This is a genomic window from Pseudanabaena sp. FACHB-2040 (assembly GCF_014696715.1).
Lineage (GTDB): Bacteria > Cyanobacteriota > Cyanobacteriia > Phormidesmidales > Phormidesmidaceae > JACVSF01.
Window position 1 is genome coordinate 107,298 of sequence record NZ_JACJQO010000022.1, and the last position, 17,607, is coordinate 124,904.

The following is a 17,607-nucleotide window of genomic DNA, read 5'->3' on the forward strand; positions in this document are numbered from 1 at the left end:
TTTCTAGGCAGCTTTCAAGCGTCAAATGTGAAGACTCTCCATCTCTTACTCTTAACCCACTGCCTTGCTTCAAGGGCAGTGGGTTTTTCACGGCTAGCAATAGCAGGGCTAATACCAATTCCAGGAAAAAGTGCTCAGATAGGGGGGTGGGGAAGTAGATGGATGGGTGGATGAGTAGCGGCTATTTAGAGAATTGGTATCAGCCTTATTTGGGCTGGCGGTGCCGGGTTAGCGCGTCAATCGTTCGTAACAGGACTTCGGGCTCTACTGGTTTGGAGACGTGCCGTTGAAAGCCTGCCTGGAGTGCCTGCTGTTGATCGGACTCTCCAGCATAGGCGGTAAGTGCGATCGCAGGTATTTGCCCCCCCTGCTCTGACGACAAAGCTCTGATCTGCCGGATCAGCATGTAGCCATCGGTGCCGGGCATGCCAATATCGCTAACCAGGACATCGGGGTGATATTGGGTTAGCGCGGCGACTGCTTCTGCTGCAGAGGTTGATGTGATCACCTTGGCTCCGGCCTGTTCCAATAGAAAAGCCGTAAAGTCTCGGGTATCGGTATCGTCGTCTACCACTAAAACTCGGATACCGCTCAAATCAAGGGTAGGTTCTGACAGCTGAAAATCCTGGCTGACCGCTGGTTGAGTCGGCATGAGCGGCATCCTCACCGTAAAGGTGGCCCCCAGGCCCTCACCGGGACTATCGGCTCGAATAGTACCCCCGTGCAGTTCGACCAGGTGCCGCACGATCGCAAGCCCTAAGCCCAGCCCGCCAAAACTACGGGTGGTAGCGCTGTCGGCCTGGCGAAAGTAGTCAAACACGTGGGGCAGAAAGTCAGGCGCAATGCCCTTTCCAGTATCGCTAACAGTGATTTGGGCAAATCTGTCATGCGCCCCTGATTCTAGGACGTGGGGTTCAGAACCTGGGGCCAATGCCTGCTCACCCGTAACTAGGGACAGCCTCACCTCAACCTGCCCCCCAGCTGGCGTAAATTTCACGGCATTGGAGAGCAGGTTCCACACCACCTGCTGTAGACGAGTGGGGTCGCCTAATACCATAGGAGGCGAAGAGATGGGCGGAAGGAGAGAGGCATTTACTCGCGCTGGGCTCCTATCTCCTATCTCCTCACTCCTCACCTCAATAGATTTGGCTTCTGCAGCAAGTCGCACGGTTTCAATTGCGGCTTTGACAATAGACGTCAGGTTCACTGGGCTAACGGTGAGGCTGAGTTTGCCCTGCAGGATGCGAGACACATCGAGCAAATCTTCAATCAGTTCGGCCTGTAGCTGAGCGTTGCGCTCAATGGTGGTGAGTGCCTGCTGTGTCCTAATTGGGTCTAGTCGGTTGGCTTGTAGCAGCCTAGACCAGCCCAGAATCGGGTTGAGGGGCGATCGCAACTCGTGGGAGACAACTGCCAAAAACTCATCTTTGATGCGGTTTGCGGTTTCGGCGGCTTCTCGAGCGGCCTGTTCTCTGGCTAAGAGCTGTTCTCGTTCTGCTTCGATCTGTTTGCGATCGTCAATATCGGTGGCGGTGCCGTACCAATAAAGGATTTGGCCCTGATCGTCTTTCAGCGGCACCACCCGGGCCAGATGCCAGCGGTAGGTTTGATCAACCCGCTTGAGGCGGCATTCTACCTCGTAGGCTTCACCTGCTTGGATGGCTTTTGCTCTTTTTTCTGAGGTGGGCTGAAGATCATCGGGGTGAAGGATATCTGCCCACAGCCCCACGTTTAGCTCTAAATCATCAACTCCCGTGTAGGCCTGCCACTGCTGGTTATAAAACTGAACCTTACCCTGGGCATTATTCACCCACATCAGCTGGGCCACTGCGTTGGCTAGGGTGCGGTAGCGATTTTCGCTCAGACGAAGGTTTTCTTCGGCCCGCTTGCGATCGCTCATATTTACCAGCGAAACCAGCACTCGGTCATAGGCGGCTGCAGGTGGAAAGGTGATGGCAAACCAGACATAGAGGCGATCGCCCTGTAGGGTTTGTAGGACGGTTTCGGCAGCGAAGTAAGTTTCTTCTGCTGCGATAGAGAGCAGTTCAGCGATAAAGGCGTCCTGGGTTTCGGGCGTAAAAATCTGGTGAAGAGAGGTTAACAGCTCTGCTTTGCTTTGAGCCCCAAACAGCTGTAGAGCTGCCTGATTAACGTCTCTTAGGTGCACCATGCCAACTGCCTGCTGCACAAAGTCCGGATGCTCATTGAAGTACTGGCGAAAATCTTGAATCCCTGCTGCTTTGAGCTGGTCAATGGCAGCTTTTACCTCAGTGAAGTCTTCTTCCCAAATGGGAACGTTGACGGCCTCAAAAATGTATCGATAGCGCTGCTCTTGAGCCGCCAACGCCATTTCTGCCTGCTTGCGATCGGTAATGTCGAGGGCAGTTCCAAAGAAACCAACTGGTTGCTGCGATGCCCCTTTATCAGCAAACTGCGCCTGCCCGTTAGCAGAGACCCACCGCTCACTCCCGTCATTCCAAATGATGCGGTAGTCGGCCTCATAGATGCCAGCTGTGCCCGGGGCTAGGGCGGCGTTAATTGCGATCGCAACCCGTTCGCGATCGTCCGGGTGAATCCGTGCAATCACCTGGGGCAGCGGCAAAGCTTCTACCGCCGCAGGTTCACCCCAGATCTCCCGCATCCGCTCGTCTAGTACCACCCAGTGGGTAGTGAGGCTGTAGCGCCAAGTCCCCAGCCGCCCCACTTTGATAGCCAGCCGCGCCTGCTCCTCGCTCTGGCGCACAGCGTTCTCAGTCCGTTTCCTTTCGTCTTCAACGCGCTTGCGCTCGGTAATGTCAGCGGCAAAAACCGTCAGACCATCGGGTGCAGGATAAACCCGATGCTCGTACCAGCGATTCCAGGCAGTGTAAAGATACTCAAACTGAATCGACGTTTGCTCGCTAAGTGCCCGCTGAAATTGCCTGTAGAAGTCAGTATCCACAATATCGGGAAACAAGTCCCACAGGCTTTCATTGAGAACGTCTTCACGCTCCATGCCAGTGATTTGGCAAAAACGATCGTTGACATAGGTGAAGCGCCAGCTGCGATCGAGCCTGTAGAACCCATCATTAATGCTGGCCAATACCGTTTCTAACCGTTCCTTGGCAGCATGGGCCTCGCCTTGGGCAGCTTCGCTGTCAGCCCGCAGGCGCTGCTCCCGACGCATAGCATTTCGGCACGACTCATTTAGCCCGCTAATCAGCAGGGCCGCCATCACAAAAACCCCCAAGCGAATGATGCTGCCTACTTCCGGCGTGTTGAGGGAGTGGTAGGGAGCAATAAAGCCGTAGTGAATTGCCAGCGTAGACAAAACCGTCGCCACCAGGCCCGGCCCCAAGCCACCCCACCAAGCACTCACCATGACCGCCACAAAAAACAGTGAAGTCGGGGTTGGTCTTATCAGAGGCCCCAACGACAGACTGATCCCCACAGCTAGGGCAACGGAGAACACAGCTACGGCATAGGAAAGCAGTCGGGTCTTCCGGGTGACTTTTTTCCCAACTCTCAACGCGATCCTCCTATCAGGTATCTCCTAGAGGCTTCAATACCAAAGCTGCTGTAAACGCTTCAGCAGGAAAAAAGCTCACCTATTTTGGTCATTATGATGCTTGCTACCATTGATGATCTACCTACCAGCAGAAACAAGAATCTGCCTCAAGGGGGAGTAACTTTGAAACGGCTGACTAAGTCTTCATTACCGCCCCGTCTTCCTCAACGACCAAATGCCTGCGCTAGAAACGTCACAATCTCTACCCAGGCCGCATCAGTAGCAACCGGATCATAGCGGTAGCCGTCATCTCGCATGAAGGTATGGTTGGCTTCATAAAGCAGCGTTTGGTGCTGAACCTGGGCGGTTTCTAGAGCCTGCAAAATTTTCTCTCTACCCTTAGGGGGCACATGGGGATCGAGCATGCCAAAGAGGGTCAAGACCTGCCCCTTGATTTCACTCACCCGCTCAATTGTATCGGCGACGCCCCGCCCCAGTTTGCCGCTATGAATTCCGGTGGGATAACAGCACACCGCCGCTTTTACCTCACTTCGAAAAGCCGCGCGAAACGCTAGATGCCCGCCAATGCAAAAGCCCAAGCTGCCGATTTGATCGGCGGCAACCTGACCATCGGCCTGCAGCCAGGTCAGCAGAGCCAAGGCATCAGCATCGTATTGGGCAATTTCAGTGCGTCGGGCTGCGTCATTGCCGCGCAGTCGTCCTAGGTCATCGGGTTCGATGACGGTGCCGACGGGCTCTAGGCGATGGAAAATTTCGGGCGCTGCTACCACAAAGCCATAGCCCGCTAAACGATCCGCCAGCAGCGTCATGGGCCGGCCCAGCTGATAGATATCGGAATAGAACAAAATGCCGGGATATTGGCCAGCGGGTTCAGGAGAGGCGACATACACCCGCATCAGGCTGTCATCGACCGTTAATCCAATGTTTTGCTGCTTAACCTGCACAGGCTCATTCCCCAGAGGCGTCTCCCCGGATTATAGAGGGCCTGCATCGAGACGGCTGTTGACCAATCTCGAAGAGTGAGGCTCTATCGCTCCAACAGCAGGGGTTTTAAAGGTGCCAACACCGTAAACTGCTAAATTACGGACCGTAGCAAGGGCACTGATCATGAAGCGGCTTGAGGGTAAAATTGCGCTGGTGACCGGGGCCACTCGGGGCCTTGGCAAAGGCATTGCCATTGGCCTAGGCGAGGCTGGGGCAACGGTCTACATTACAGGCCGCACGCTAACGCCCACCGATTCGATAGAGGGTTCTCTAGAAGCGACTGGCTCTGCCGTTGAGCAGGCTGGGGGCGTTTGTATCCCGGTGCAGGTAGATCACAGTGATGATGGGCAGGTGCGATCGCTATTTGATCGGATCGAGTCGGAGCAGTCGGGACGGCTGGATCTGCTGGTAAACAATGCCTATGCTGGGGTGTCTGCCCTCAAAGCTGCCTACGGCAAACCCTTTTGGGAATCTGAGCCTAGCTTTTGGGACGCCAGCAACAACGTAGGTCTGCGTAGCCACTATGTCGCTAGTGTCTATGCTGCCCGCCTGATGGTGCCGCGTCAGCAGGGGTTGATCTGCACGCTCTCTTCCTGGGGTGGTCTGTCCTACATTTTTGGGGTGCCCTATGGCGCGGGGAAGGCGGGTTGCGATCGCATGGCAGCGGATATGGCCGTTGAACTAAAGCCGCACAAAGTTGCCTCGCTCTCCCTTTGGCCCGGTATCGTTGGCACCGAGCTAATGACCCAGTTTGCCGCTGAGCTAGAAGCTGTCTCTGCCGACCCTCAAGCCGCCTCTATCCGAGAAGGCTACAACTGGGAAACCCCGCTTTTAACCGGAAGAATCATTGCCGCTCTGGCTAGCGACCCTAATATCTTGCGCCGCACTGGGCAGGTGCAAATTGTCGCGGAACTGGCCCGAGAATTTGGCATCGTCGATGAGAACGGCAACCGCCCTGCTTCCCTGCGTTCTCTGCGGTTTGTGCTGCCCTTTGCCGTACCTGCCCTGAGGCAGCATCCGGAGTGGGTACCCGATTTAGAAGTGCCGTGGCCGCTGCTGCTGATGGGGGCTTTGGGATCGCCTAAGGCTTAGCAGATATGGCTGGTGTATCCCTTTAGGCTTGCCGCCCCCTTATACCAATTCCAGAAGGAAGTGCGGCAGATAGGGGGTGGGAAAGTGGATGGGTTGATGAGTAACGGCTATCTAGAAAATTGGTAATAGGACACTTAAGCTAGCTGACCATACAGCAACCCTAAGCCTCTATCGCGGGTTTAGGCTCATCTCAAGGGGAATCTCTAATTCAATTAGAGAGGACGGTGGGAGCACTGTGGGCTGCGATTTAACCTAATTGCTATTTAGACGGGTACTTATGCCTTTCCTCAGAGGGCTGGTCTTTAGGAAAATCTGGTGCAGCAGTGCAGTGCTGGGAATGGCAATTGGCCTGGTTCAACTGCCTGCTTTACCGCAGCAAGACAGCCCAAACACCCCGCCTCCAGACAATATCTACCACGAAGCCGAAAACTTGCCAGACGATGCCGATACCTTTCCCCGCATGGGAAAAATTGAGGGCGCTGAGTGGGAGCAAACCAACTGCCGGGTTGCCCCTTGGGGTAGCGTTGTCACCCGTTTTCCCGGCAGCTCTTTTATCGAGATTAGTCGCCGCCAAGTTGATAGCAGTGGGGAGTCTTGGTTCTACAACGGCGATCTCAGCTGCTGGATCCACGATAGCCGGATTGATTTGTTATAGACGCCGAGAGCGATCCAGATGAACGTTCCTTTGAAAACTCACTTCAGAAAAGCGCGATTGCTCTCCTCTCTTGTTGCGGGCTGCCTGCTGTTTAGCAGTGCGATCGCTGGCTGTACCAGCCCCAACTCTCAGCAACACACTGACACGGCGGCCTCTACTGCGACAGATGTAGCCGCGCCGAGTGTGGCAGGCATACAGCAGTGGGCCGTCATTTTGAAGGGCGAGACTGTACACGGGCTGACCTTTACCGATGATGGACAGCTGCTGTATCAGGAGAAACCGCTGCTGAATGAGATTCCTGTGAGCTATGTCAGCGATGGCACTGACACCTATGCTCAACAGCTAATTGTGTCGGATCCGTCGCCATCAGGCCGCTTCAATATTGTTAAAGCCTGCGAAGGTTCTGCAGATGAGGCAGGGCTGTGTTGGGCCGTTTTTCTCGTCGATCGTCAGGCTGAAACGGCTGAGAAAATAAGCATTGCAAAATATGGCGGGCAGGATTGGGTGCAGTGGTCGGCAGATGAACGCTACGCCGTATTTGCAGAATCTATGGAGGGGGTCACCTGGTTTGTGGCGCTTGACCTACAGACCGGCGATAGCCAAATGTTTGACCAAATGCTTGCCGCTATTGATTTGAGCAGCTTTACCTGGCTAAGCGATCGCACCTTGCAAGTCAATGTTTCCTGCGATTCTGACTGCGCGGAAACGCAGTTTCAAGGAGACATCGCGGCCCTGTTTTCTCAATAAGCTTGCCTAGGTAGAACGGAGGTTTTGAGTAGCCGCTTCTACTGAAGTTGGCAACCAGGATTTTTGGCGTCTTTTTCAGTTCCAGTATCTATAGGGGACGGTTAACTAACGTGATGCAATTTACTAACAGCATCTTTAGAAGAATGGGCACGCTCCTGTGCCTGAGCCTTGTGAGCGTCAGCGGTTTGGCAGTGCAGTCTAATGCGGCAGCGGCCCTGATGTTAGCTCAAGCTACTCCTGTCGCTTCTCCACGAGATTGTCGGGAAGAGCGCCAAATAGCGCAAGAAACCTTGCTCAATGCAGCCATTGACCAGGCAGAGCAATCGCTCAACAGCGGGCAGCTTGATCACGCTGCCCTGCTGCTGGTTCGCACCCTGCAAAACATCCAGGCAATGGAAAACTCGCCTGCCAAAGTCAATCTGCTGGAGCGATTGGTCGGCAGTGTGAACGAAAACTCTGCCCATACCGGCATATTGAAGCGCCTGGTGCAGACTGTTCCCACCGAGAAGCCGCAGCCCGCTATAGCCGTGCTAGCCGCGGCAGTAGAAACAACTCAGAGCCTGAGCAGCGGCTACAGCGCGTCTAAAACCCGAACCTTCCTGGCTTTGGCCGACTACTACACTGGGTTGGGACAGCCCGGCCAAAACCGTCAAGCGTTGGCCGAGGCCCTGTCAGCGAGCATGTCAATTCATGGCGCTGAATTTCAAACGATGGCCTTCAGTGCGATCGCAGCCGCCTATATCCAGGTTGATCAAGTAGAAACAGCAGTGCCCTTACTAGCCCAAGCGCTAGAGTCTACTAAAGCCTTTCCCGCCGAACCCTACCGTCAGGCGGTGGCTTTGGAGCAGATTGCCAGCTTATACGCCCAAACCGGTCAGCCCGACCTGGCGCTGCAGGCCCTTCGCATGATTCCGATGCCGAACCACCCCTCCAACGCAATTCTCAGCGTTGTAGGCGGGTACGGTGAGGCCGGACAGGTCGATCGGGCTTTAGAAGTCGCACAAACCATTCAGCCAAACACGCAAAAAGCGGTAGCCCAGGCCGTTCTCGCCGGTCGGCTCACGACACAGCAACCCCAACAAGCTGCCCGAATTTATGCCCAGGCTGTTGCACTGGCTACTGCGGGGGAAGATGCGGACTCAACGCTGGCGAGGGTAGCGCAGCACTATGTTGAAGCGGGGGGCCTAGTCGTGGCTGCAGGCGGCACCATTCAAACTATCAAAGACCCATTCGTCAAGGCCCCAGCCTTGGGTGCGATCGCACTGCTCCATGCCAAAGCCGGAGAGGAAGATCATGCTGACCTTCGCCTGGACCAAGTGCTTGAGGCCCTAGCCGCCATTCCAGAAGATAGCAACCGCAACAGTGTGCGGCAGCAGCTAATTGACCAGGCTGCTCAGAGCGGACGCTACGACTATGCCCTGAGAATTGCCCAAACGATTCAGCCCGGAGACGAAGCGCCGTTTGAGCGAGTTAATGTCTTGACTCTACTAGCAGAGCAGGCAATTGCCCAAAACCGCTATGATGCTGCCCTGCAACTCACAGAGCAGATTCCGCCCAGCTTTGTGAGCTGGCGCGATCGCCTGTTTCCGCAGATTGCGAGCGGGTTTGTGCAGGCTGGCGACTTTGATCGAGCCCTTGCGATCGCACAGCAAGACAACCTTAGTTTCAGTTTGCGGCCACGGAGCTTGGCGGCGATGGCGGCCCAGCTCGCGCAGTTAGGGCAGTCCGAGCAGGCAGCAGCGCTGTTCAATCAGGCGACGCAGTTTGCCAATGAGATTACCGATGCCTACACGAGAGTTGAGGTTCTAGGTGCGATCGCACAGGCCCACCTAACAGCCGGACAGCCCGAACCAGCCACCCAATTGCTCAACCAGGCAATTACAGCAGCTCAATCGATAGAAGACGTCTCTAGCCGATCTCTTAGCCTGCGAACGGTTGCCGAGCAGCTGATTTTTGCCAACCACTATCAGGCGGCGCTTCAGGTTGCCCAGGCCATTCCAGAAGCCCTTGAGCAGCTTCATAAGCTCAATGATGTGATCGAAAAGGCGCTTGCAGCTGGGGACTTAGCAACAGTCCTCACCGTTCTAGATCAGCTAGAAGATCCGGCCGTGAAAACGCGCTGGCTAGTTGCCGCTGCCGATCGCCACATCTATCTAGGACGACCAGAAGCCGCAGCGGATGTGCTTAACCAAGCCTTCCAAACGACTCGCACTATCCCAGGAGAGGAGTCGCAGACCGTCGTGATTCGAAGCGGAGAGGATCCACTCAGCTTCGATGACAACGCCGATCGGGGCAGCTTTTTGGGTGCGATCGCGCTGAGGTATACCCAGATTGGCCAACGTTCTGAGGCCGAGCAAGTGGTTCAAGCGCTGGAGAGCAGTGCACTGAGGCAACAGGTAATCCAGGAGATGAACTGTTACCGCTAACGATTTTAAGTCCTGCACAGGGTCAGGAAACCTGACCCTACCTTGAACAGGCCCGTTGTAGGGGCACGGTCTTCGCGCCCTTGTGTACTGCGAGTTTGCGCTCCCCCCAGCCCCTTAACAAAGGGAGGGATTACTACAAAGCTAATAAGAAGTCCGGGTTCATGATCCCCCCTGCTGCCTTTAATAAAGGGAGATAATACGATGGGCCGTAGAATCTTACGGCAACAGCTTTCTTACTAGACTAGGAAACGCTTTAAACAGGGTAGTATCTTTCTGCAGGTGAAAACAGGCCAACTCCAGCGGGGAAAACATTAGAATTGGCAGCGCACTCCTTTAGCTATTACGGATTTTTCTTTCTAGGACTGATTCTGCTCCGCTATCTACTGATTTCGGGGTTAACTTACTGCGTCTTCTATCTCCCCCCAAAGCAGTCTTTTGCACTTCGACAAGGACGACGACTACCGCCAACAGTGGCTTCAATTCAGCGAGATATCGGGCTGTCCCTACTCTCTGCCGTCGTTTTCGCCCTCGCCTCTGCCTTAGTCATGAAAGCCTACGAGCAGGGTTCGACGCTCCTGTACAGCGATGTGCGCCAGTACGGAACCTGGTATCTAGGGATTAGCTTTTTTGCAACTCTTTTTCTGCAGGATACCTACTTCTACTTTATCCATCGAGCGTTCCACCATCCCAATGTTTTTAAGTGGGTCCACAGCGGTCACCACCGCTCAGTTGTTTCAACACCGTGGACCTCTTTTGCCTTCGACCTGCCAGAGGCACTTATTCAAGCTCTTTTCTTTGTGGCGATAGTTTTCATTCTCCCGCTCCATCTTGTCACGGTGATTGCCATCCTTCTGACCATGACGGTGTGGGCGGTTTGGAATCATCTTGGGTTTACCATCACCTCATCGTTTTTCTTGAGCCAATGGTTGGGAAAATGGCTAATCGGCCCCAGCCATCATGGTCTTCACCATCGCAGGCATTCTCAACACTTCGGCCTATATTTCACTTTCTGGGATAGGTTGCTGGGAACGCAAAGCCCTGACGAGGAGTAACGCTGTGGCGTTTCTTAACCAGGTGAAGGACAAGGATGTCTATATGTTTATATTTTTCTAAGCATAACCAGTAGACAAACGGCTCATTAACTGCATCATTTTAAAACGCCTCGATACCCTCCAGTACTGAGGCGTTTTTAGTATCTATTGACCTTTACTTAACCCTAGCTTTACCCTTGGTTGAGCTAAGCATGAGAGCATTAAACCCGGGCCAAAGAAATGCCTCTATGTGTTCTCTAAACCGTCTTTCTTTCTCTGTATGGTTTCATGTCGATTTTCAGCTTCAGGGCTGAGCCGAGCTTTACTTGGCCAGTTTTTGACGGCTGCAGTATGTTTTTTCTGGTTTTTGGGCCAAGGGGTTCAGCCTGCCCGTGCAGAAACTGAAAGAATCATCATTGAGATGTCTGTCTATGGCCAAATGATGCCGGGTGATTTGACTACCCAGGCAGAGTCGATGGCAAGTGATTTAGTCAGCCGTCACTTCAGCCAGAGCGCCAGCTCGTCAGAGGTTGAGGTGGTGATAGTAGGTGATCGGCATGGCGAAATTGTTCCCATTCTGACTACAGCAGTTTCTCGAACTCAGTGGCAGGAAAACCCCCAAGTAAGCGCTTGGACCCGGTACTACAATGCCTCCCACGCGCTGCTTCAGCGCCATGAGGAAACGGAGAACACGACTATCGCCAGTAGCTCAGGCCGGTCGGGAAACATCAGCCCGGTTGGTATCAGTTCACTAGGCCAAGTGGCCCAGATTGATGCAGCCTTTGATCAAGGTCGCCTGACTGGGGTAGCTGCTCAGCCCTACCTCAGCTATTTGGATTAATTCTGTCTAATGCAGTCAATAGGTCGCTAACAGTTCGGCATGGCTGCTTGTTAACAGCAAATCTTCAGAATTTTCCAAGGGTCGAAGCATAGTTTTGTGTGACAAATTCAGGCTTGGAACTGGGTTGTGTTTGCTTTGGGCTGAGTTGAAAGCAGGCGAATTCTGTTCCTAATTGTGTTGTCAGTCGGTTCGAAGACAACGGGTTAAAACATGAGAGGAGAGTGCAAGTGATTCACGACAATGGTATTAGTAATCGGTCGGGCAACCGCTCTTTTGAAGACGTGCTCCGGGCTCGGATGTCTCGTCGTAACGTGCTCGCTCGCGGCGCAGCGCTTTCAGCCACTGGCTTTTTAGCAGCTCTAGCTGGCAACAAGATGCTGGTTCAAGCTGCAGCGGCAGCCACCGCCCCGCAATCTGGTCAAGCGGGTGCCGGAGCAAGCAATGCGATCGCACAAGCCGGTCGCCGCCTGTTTAGCTTCCCAGCTGTGCCCGCTGCCAATGCTGTCGGCCCTGTGCCCACTATTTCGTCGGCCTACCAGTATGAGGTGCTGATCCCTTGGGGCACCTCGATTCAGCCCGGCGGCCCCGAGTACACGGGTGATCCTAACAGCCGTCCTACGGCAGCGCAGCAGACCCAGCAAGTGGGCATTGGCCACGATGGCATGTGGTTTTTTCCCATCGGCAACAGCAATGACCACGGCATGTTGGCGATCAACCACGAATTCGGGACAAATCCCCACGTGCTAGGTAAAGATGCCCCTGAAAGCCTGGAGGATGTGCGCCTCTCTCAGCACGCCCACGGAGTGGCCGTTGTTGAGATCAAAAAGACCGGCGGCAAGTGGCAGGTCGTCAGCGGCAAAAATGCTCGCCGTATCCATGTCAATACGCCCGTCAGCTTCAGTGGCCCTGCTGCCAACAGCCCTCTGCTACGAACGTCTGCAGGCAACGCCCCCCTCGGCACCGTGAATAACTGTGCCAATGGCAAGACCCCCTGGGGCACCTACCTCACCTGCGAAGAAAACTTCAACGGCTACTTCGGCGCTACTGGCGAGTGGACTCCCACCGAGGCCCAAACCCGCTACGGCTTTGCTGCTGAGGGTTTTGGCTATGGCTGGCACCTGTTTGATCCTCGCTTTGATCTCTCCAACCCCAGCTACAGAAATGAAGAAAACCGCTTCGGCTGGGTGGTTGAGATTGATCCCAACGATGCCTCTCAAACGCCGGTCAAGCGCACCGCACTGGGCCGCATTAAGCATGAAAATGCTGAGCTGGTAGTGGGCCGGGGTGGTCGTGCCGTGGTTTACATGGGTGATGATGAGCGCTTTGACTACATCTATAAGTTTGTGTCCGACAGCAACTGGCGGTCGATGCAGGCTCGCGGCATCAGCCCGCTAGATCAGGGTAAGCTCTATGTTGCCAAGTTTAACGACAACGGCACCGGCAACTGGATCGAGCTGACCACGAGCAATCCGGCGATTCGGGCTAAGTTTAGCAACCAGGCTGAAGTGCTGACCTATACTCGTCTGGCTGCCGATGCCGTAGGCGCAACGAAGATGGATCGTCCTGAGTGGATCGCAGCTTCCACGGGCGGCGATGTGTACTGCACTCTAACCAACAACACCCGACGTACTGCCGACACCACCAACCCGGCTAACCCGCTGGCCCCCAACCCCTTTGGCCACATCATCAAGTGGCGCGACAGCGATGACCACGTAGGCACCACGTTCCAGTGGGAAATCTTCGTCCTCGCCAAAGACACCCACAACATTGATCAAAGTGCCTTTGGTAGCCCTGATGGTCTCTGGGGTGACTCCGATGGCCGTCTGTTTATTCAGACTGACGGAGATCAGCCAGAAGTCAACGGCGTGAAGCTCAATGACCAGATGTTGGTGGCCGACACAAACACGGGTGAGATTCGTCGCATCTTCGCTGGGGTCACGAGCTGTGAAGTGACCGGCATTACAGTTACGCCTGATCGACGCACCATGTTCGTCAACCTCCAGCATCCGGGCGATGGCGACCCCACTCTGACCAATTTCCCAGCACCCACCGGCAGCGGCAGAATTCCTCGTGACGCGACGATCGTGATTACGAAGAAGGATGGCGGCATTATCGGTTCATAAGAGCCGGATCTTAAAAGCCGGTTTTTCAGTCGATATAGCGGGTAACCTCTGACTGGATACTCTGGGCCGCATTTGCTGCAGCCCAGAGTATTTGGCTCAGACTGTCATTGAGGATGCGATCGCATGCAAACCCCCCCTTGGCCCATTTCTGCCTGGCGGCAGCTCAAGCGAGGAGAAATCACCTGTGAAGGCGCACTTAAGCTGCTGTGCAACGAGCAGGGCAGCCTAAATCTGGCGCTGCTAGATGAAGAGGTTTGCAGCCGCTTTTTCCAGCTCTTTTCGGGGCAGGCCTTGCCGCCCGTGATCCCGCTGCTGCTGTGGCAAAACTGCTTTTACTTAGGCAGCCCAATGGCAGTTTCTGAGGAGGTGGTGCAGCAGCTGTGCGATCGCAGTCTTAGCGATATCCGTATCGTCCCTATCACCGCTAAGAGCTATCGCGCCTGGCACCACGGCCGCTCAGTCGACATGAGCCAAATCCACGCCAACCCGCTGCTAGATCCCCTCACCGGGGAGCAGATGCAGGAAGACGTAGGAGAAACCACAGAAATCTTTCTAGCCAAAGCCGAAGGCCAGCTAGAGCGCATTAAAGCCGTTATCTCTAGTGCCCTGCGACACCGAGCCAGCGACATTCACCTAGAACCTACCGAAGCTGGGCTGCGGGTGCGCTACCGCATCGACGGGGTACTGCGCAACATCACTACCCTGCCGCTGGATATTGGTCGGCGAGTAGTCGTCGCCCTCAAAGTCATGGCCAGCATGGATATCGCCGACAGCCGCCGCCCCCAAGACGGCCGGATCGGTGAGCAGTACGCCCTAGGCCAAGACGTGGGTCTAGACATGGATATGCGGGTCAGCACCCTGCCCTGCGTAGGCGGCGAAAAAGCCGTAGTCCGGCTGTTGCCCCGCCAAAATCCGTTTTCCACCATCGACAAGCTAGGCTTTCCGCCCAAAGCTTTGGCGACCTACAAAACCTGGCTACAGCAGCCCCAGGGCCTAATTATCTTCACCGGCCCCACCGGCTCAGGAAAAACCAGCACGCTCTACACCAGCCTGCAGGAAATTGCTACCGAAGATGTCAATGTGGTGACGGTAGAAGACCCAGTGGAGTACGTGCTGCCCTGCATTACCCAAACTCAAGTCAACGAAGCCGCAGGCATGACCTTTGCCGCCGGACTGCGGGCAATTCTCCGGCAAGACCCTGACATCATCATGGTTGGGGAAGTGCGAGATCACGCCACCGCAGAGACCGCAGTTCGGGCAGCCCTAACCGGACACCTGGTATTTACCACCCTCCACACCAATGATGCCGTAGGAGCCATTCCCCGCATCAAAGACATCGGCCCCGACACTGGCTTAATTAGCGACGCACTGCTGGGAGTCGTGGCCCAGCGGCTGGTGCGCCGAGTGTGCCCCCACTGCACTGAACCAACCAGCCCCAATCCCCAAGGAATTAAGCTCTTGGGGCTCGACAAAAAGCAGCTGGCCCAAGCCAACTGGCAGAGAGGAAAAGGCTGTAGCCACTGTTTTCAGTCAGGCTACCTGGGACGGGAAGCGATTGTTGAACTGTTAGAGGTAGACGATCGCATCCGCGAAATCATGTACGACGGCACCATGACCCAACTCCACCGCCACCTCCACAAAGTCGGCTTCATGTCTTTTCGGACTGCGGCAATTGAGAAGGTACTGACAGGCGTGACTACCGTCGAAGAGGTGCTTAGAGTGCTGCCTCGCAGCGCCCTGATCCGACACACCAGCGGCGATTCTGACTACATTCAGCTCTTGCCCAATACAGCAGAAACATCAGCTGTCGCCGCCACCTAAAAAGTTAGGATACAGCATCACCAAAAAGGGCTCTTATCGCGGTTGACCTTAGCACTTCCCACATAAGCAGCTTCAAATTCTCACAATGCCCACCACGTCCAAAACGGTAGGTTGGGTCAAGCCCAGTGAAACCAAAATCCCCTCCAGCACTAGTTTTCGCTTCACACGGCCAAGCACAAGCAAGCTACAGCTCAATCCACTTAATGCCCTGCTTAAGACATTTCAGGCTACTACAGCATCGTTTATTTACGACCATCCACTGAGCACCTTGAAGCACAGATATTAGGCGATCCTAAACTCGCACCCTAGAAGATCAGAAGCCGCTCAAATCTTACGGCAGTAGTTGACTATAAACCTGTTTGAAGTGTTATTAAACACTTCGTTTTTTTAGCCAATGATTTAGACTGCTTGCATAAATCCCACAGTGTTTGCTACTGGATGTTTTTATGAAGCACTTTGCTCTGGCTGCTGTAGCAGCTTTAGGTTTTTCTGCACTGGCTACACCGGCTAATGCTGCCATTTTTGCCTGGGACGTTGAATATACCGGCTGGTGGGAAGAAGAGGGCGGCGGCTCTATTTCAGGCACCTTCTCTGCTAGAGAAGAAGACGCCCTAGACGGTATCGTATCGATTGATGAGATGCTGTCCTGGATCTGGAACTGGAGCGGCAACAGTGTGGTGCCCGCCTTTTCGATTGCCTCTAGTGGGGCAGGAACGACGGACTTTGATCCAAGTTTCTACGTCAATGGCACCCCTAATCAGCCCATCGGCTTGGATCTTGTCGATCTAGATGGGCTCGATCAAGGCTTTTTTACTTCCGCTTCTGGCAATGAAGTTCTTGATCTACAGGCGCTGCTGGTGATTTCATACGCCGACGATGGCACCGAGTTTCTGGCAACTGGAAACTCCAGTTCAACTCTGGGCGCTATTGCGGTTTCAGATCCAACCCCCGTTCCTGAGCCCGCAACTTTATTGGGTTTACTCGCTCTGGTGGGGGCTGGCGCGGCTACTCTCCAGCGTCAAAAGCAGGCTGTTTAAGTAGCCCAATTTTACAGCGGCTGTTCCTGGCGCTTTGGCTCCTCTGGCAGGGGAATAAATTCGGTTTCCTGAGGAACTGGGTCAAAGCGCCCTTCTTGCCAGTCTCGCTTGGCCTGCTCAATGCGATCGCGGCGGCTGGAGACAAAGTTCCACCACTTAATTCGAGGCCCGACGGGTTCGCCGCCCACGATAATACAGCGAGCGGAACCATTGCAGCCAATCTCGACCGTTGCGCCTGAGGCTAATACGGCTAGCCGATGCTGCGCCAGTGGAGTGCTATTAAGGGCGAGTCCTGGGGTGACGCTATAAACTGCCTGCTCACTATAGTTACTCGGCAGCTTAAATTGCGCGCCGGGAGACATCTGGGCATCTATATAGATCATGGGAGAAAACGTCTGGACGGGCGAGGTGCGCCCAAAGGCTGCCCCAGCAATCAAGGTGAATGTAACGCCTCCCTCCTCCCAAGTGGGCAGGTCTGCTGCCGGGTGGTGGCGAAACCACGGGTCTGTTTCCTCGTGCTCATCGGGTAAGGCTACCCAGGTCTGAATGCCATGCAGTGTCGATTCCTGGGTGCGGGCTGAGTCGGGGGAGCGCTCTGAGTGGACAATACCTCGCCCCGCTGTCATCCAGTTCACGGCCCCCGGATGAATTTCCTGCACGCTGCCAACGCTGTCGCGGTGTAGGAAAACACCTTCAAACAGATAGGTCACAGTAGCCAGGTTGATATGGGGATGGGGCCTAACATCTACCCCCTTGCCGGGAGGAAAGGTGGCCGGTCCGAGGTGATCAAAGAAGATAAAAGGACCTACCATGTCAAGAACCTCTGAGGGCAGCAGGCGGCGAGCCTGAAACCCGCCTAAGTCCTGAACATGGGGCTCTATTAGGTGCTGAAGGGGTAGGTACTGAAGGGGATCAGTCATAGTGAGGTTTGAAGGGGTAGGTGCGAGGTTGAGTTGCTGACGCAGACGAATGACTCAACCAATGCCAGCGGCAAAAAGCGCAGCTTGAGCTACCGCTGGCGGCTTCAATAGCTCTTCATCTGCTCATCTGCAAAACACCACAGCCACTGCTCCCCAAGTTCTGCTGAGCTAATGACGGTGTGCCCTGTGGCTTCGTAGTGGCGGCGAGCATGTTGATTTTCTGAGGAGTCGCAGCATAGCATCTGGCCGCAGTCTTGGCAGATACGAAGGTGCACCCAGCGGCCATTGATTCGCGTGCACTCTTCACAGCGGAATGTGGGGTAGTTGGCCTTAGGAATAATATTTTCCGAAGTCAGGTGATTGAGGTGCTGGCAGGCCATAGGGGTTCCTACTGGGGTGTTAGGTGAGGCTGCTCGTTGAGT

13 protein-coding genes are annotated in these 17,607 nt (G+C 54.8%); 9 read left to right on the plus strand and 4 right to left on the minus strand.

All coding sequences use genetic code 11. The annotated features are described in order from the left end of the window. Window positions 1–205 precede the first annotated feature (205 nt). Both H6G13_RS23520 and H6G13_RS23525 read right to left on the minus strand, forming a co-directional pair. Window positions 206–3,508, minus strand: a complete 3,303-nt coding sequence (locus H6G13_RS23520; protein ID WP_190487484.1) for a PAS domain S-box protein — start codon at window positions 3,506–3,508, stop codon at window positions 206–208. A gap of 203 nt (window positions 3,509–3,711) precedes the next feature. After that, window positions 3,712–4,452, minus strand: a complete 741-nt coding sequence (locus H6G13_RS23525) for a dienelactone hydrolase family protein (RefSeq protein ID WP_190487485.1) — start codon at window positions 4,450–4,452, stop codon at window positions 3,712–3,714. A 163-nt stretch (window positions 4,453–4,615) separates the two neighbouring features. Between H6G13_RS23525 and H6G13_RS23530 the strand changes: the two genes are divergently transcribed. From H6G13_RS23530 to H6G13_RS23570, 9 genes are all read left to right on the plus strand, one after another. Then, window positions 4,616–5,584, plus strand: a complete 969-nt coding sequence (locus H6G13_RS23530) for an SDR family NAD(P)-dependent oxidoreductase (protein WP_190487486.1) — start codon at window positions 4,616–4,618, stop codon at window positions 5,582–5,584. Window positions 5,585–5,861: 277 nt separating this feature from the next. After that, window positions 5,862–6,239: a hypothetical protein gene (locus tag H6G13_RS23535; protein WP_190487488.1), complete on the plus strand. Its 378-nt coding sequence runs from the start codon at window positions 5,862–5,864 to the stop codon at window positions 6,237–6,239. Between the two features lie 18 nt (window positions 6,240–6,257). Then, window positions 6,258–6,986: a hypothetical protein gene (locus tag H6G13_RS23540; RefSeq protein WP_190487490.1), complete on the plus strand. Its 729-nt coding sequence runs from the start codon at window positions 6,258–6,260 to the stop codon at window positions 6,984–6,986. Between the two features lie 143 nt (window positions 6,987–7,129). Further along, a complete protein-coding gene (locus H6G13_RS23545) occupies window positions 7,130–9,412 on the plus strand; it encodes a hypothetical protein (RefSeq protein ID WP_190487492.1) in 2,283 nt (760 codons plus the stop codon). 545 nt (window positions 9,413–9,957) lie between these two features. Then, a complete protein-coding gene (locus tag H6G13_RS23550; RefSeq protein WP_242028492.1) occupies window positions 9,958–10,464 on the plus strand; it encodes a sterol desaturase family protein in 507 nt (168 codons plus the stop codon). A gap of 316 nt (window positions 10,465–10,780) precedes the next feature. Further along, window positions 10,781–11,284 (plus strand): hypothetical protein, encoded by a 504-nt coding sequence (locus H6G13_RS23555; RefSeq protein ID WP_190487496.1) that lies wholly within the window; start codon window positions 10,781–10,783, stop codon window positions 11,282–11,284. A 227-nt stretch (window positions 11,285–11,511) separates the two neighbouring features. Beyond that, window positions 11,512–13,407, plus strand: coding sequence for an alkaline phosphatase PhoX (locus tag H6G13_RS23560; RefSeq protein ID WP_190487498.1), 1,896 nt, complete (start codon window positions 11,512–11,514; stop codon window positions 13,405–13,407). A gap of 123 nt (window positions 13,408–13,530) precedes the next feature. Next, entirely contained in the window at window positions 13,531–15,228 is a 1,698-nt protein-coding gene (locus H6G13_RS23565) for a GspE/PulE family protein (RefSeq protein WP_190487500.1), read from the plus strand. 446 nt (window positions 15,229–15,674) lie between these two features. Beyond that, window positions 15,675–16,265 (plus strand): PEP-CTERM sorting domain-containing protein, encoded by a 591-nt coding sequence (locus H6G13_RS23570; RefSeq protein ID WP_190487503.1) that lies wholly within the window; start codon window positions 15,675–15,677, stop codon window positions 16,263–16,265. A gap of 11 nt (window positions 16,266–16,276) precedes the next feature. On the opposite strand, the gene H6G13_RS23575 is transcribed toward H6G13_RS23570, so the two are convergent. Together H6G13_RS23575 and H6G13_RS23580 are read right to left on the minus strand one after the other, a co-directional pair. Further along, window positions 16,277–17,185, minus strand: a complete 909-nt coding sequence (locus tag H6G13_RS23575) for a pirin family protein (RefSeq protein WP_190487505.1) — start codon at window positions 17,183–17,185, stop codon at window positions 16,277–16,279. Between the two features lie 104 nt (window positions 17,186–17,289). After that, window positions 17,290–17,565 carry a UBP-type zinc finger domain-containing protein gene (locus H6G13_RS23580; protein WP_190487507.1) on the minus strand — a complete coding sequence of 92 codons (276 nt, stop codon included), beginning with the start codon at window positions 17,563–17,565 and terminating at the stop codon, window positions 17,290–17,292. Window positions 17,566–17,607: the final 42 nt, after the last annotated feature.